1 protein-coding gene is annotated in these 1,266 nt (G+C 44.9%); it reads right to left on the bottom strand.

Features of this window, described 5'->3' with window-relative positions:
- Positions 1 to 535 precede the first annotated feature (535 nt).
- Positions 536 to 775 carry a DUF333 domain-containing protein gene (locus Q0236_RS00080; protein ID WP_177388543.1) on the bottom strand — a complete coding sequence of 80 codons (240 nt, stop codon included), beginning with the start codon at positions 773 to 775 and terminating at the stop codon, positions 536 to 538.
- Between the last annotated feature and the right edge of the window lie 491 nt (positions 776 to 1,266).

The raw sequence follows: 1,266 nt of genomic DNA, 5'->3' as shown, positions 1-1,266 counted from the left end.
GAGTACGAGCGCCATATACGAGAACCACGTACTGGAGCTCGATGCGAAGCTATCGATGTGCGGCGAGGTCGTGGTTTTCACGCGCTAAATTTACGCGGGCAAAGGAAGCGAATGGGCGCTCACAGGCGACTAAAATTTGAGTCTTTCAAAAAAAAGGAAGCGAGCGACGTCCACGAACGGCTAAAATTTAAGTTCAGCAAGTATGGGCACAACGCTTATCGCATATCCAAAAAATCTGCGTCCTAATCAAGCAATCTAGTAGGTTTCCTGCGCGTCGCGTCAAATCACTTAAAATAATTTCTGCTTTGCGTAGCCGCCGCTTTCAGCGCCTTACTGGAGCAAAATCTCCACACATCGTTGATGTGTGGATAATTGAATTTTTTCCATTACTCTGCTGCCATCACTTCGTTTATGGCGCCCAAGAATTCACTCTCGCCAACGCTTGCTAGTTGAAATTCATCTAAATTTTAAAGCAGAATTTCGCCACAGAATTTTATGGAATTTCGCTGCCGCAAATCTCACAATCGATAAAATTCTATCGATTTACGCTCTTAAATTTACTCAAATCGCCGCCTGTTTTATAAAATTCTTCAGCGTCGATCATAGTGCCGTCGGGCAGCTTACAAACGGTGTAATCCACGCCGTTGCCGTCTTTGCGGACGATCAGCTCGCCGCCGTTTTTGATACAAAAATCCCCCGCAGCGCTAGCCTCTGCGCTCACCGAAGCGAAAGCGCCAACCGCAAGCGCTACTGCAAAAAATCTCTTAAAACTCATTTAAATCCTTTCGTTTAATTTTGCTTGTTTTTAGGGTTAAGCTTAAATTTAGGCGCTAGATACGCTAAACCTGCGCCTACATAAATAAACCGCCTTCCATCCTCGAACACCGATAATAGCGTTTTAGATATTAAATCCTACCTATAAATCCCATCAGCGCCAAGTCCCGCTCGCCGCTGCAAAATCGAAGCCATCAGACTTCATCCAATGCAAAATTTTAACATCATAAAATTTTGTCTTCAATAAAATTCTAGCGGCAAAATCCAAGCCGAATCAAAGCTATTTCTGCCGTAAAATACCGGCTATAAAAGCGAGGACTATGGCAAATACTAGCTCAGCGACAAGGTAAGCGCGGATCCTAAACAATCTCGTCTATAAGCGCGAGCCGCGCTCAACCCCCCTAAATTTAACCGCCGCTAGCCGTTTTTGCGCGCAAACTCGCTCATAAAAGCGACTAGTTTTTCAACGTCTTCGTGGCTTATCGCGTTGTA

Origin of the sequence: uncultured Campylobacter sp., assembly GCF_938031315.1 — a bacterium.
Taxonomy (GTDB): Bacteria; Campylobacterota; Campylobacteria; order Campylobacterales; family Campylobacteraceae; genus Campylobacter_B.
Note: the sequence above shows the minus strand (reverse complement) of the source record. Positions and strands in the feature narration are given on the sequence as shown.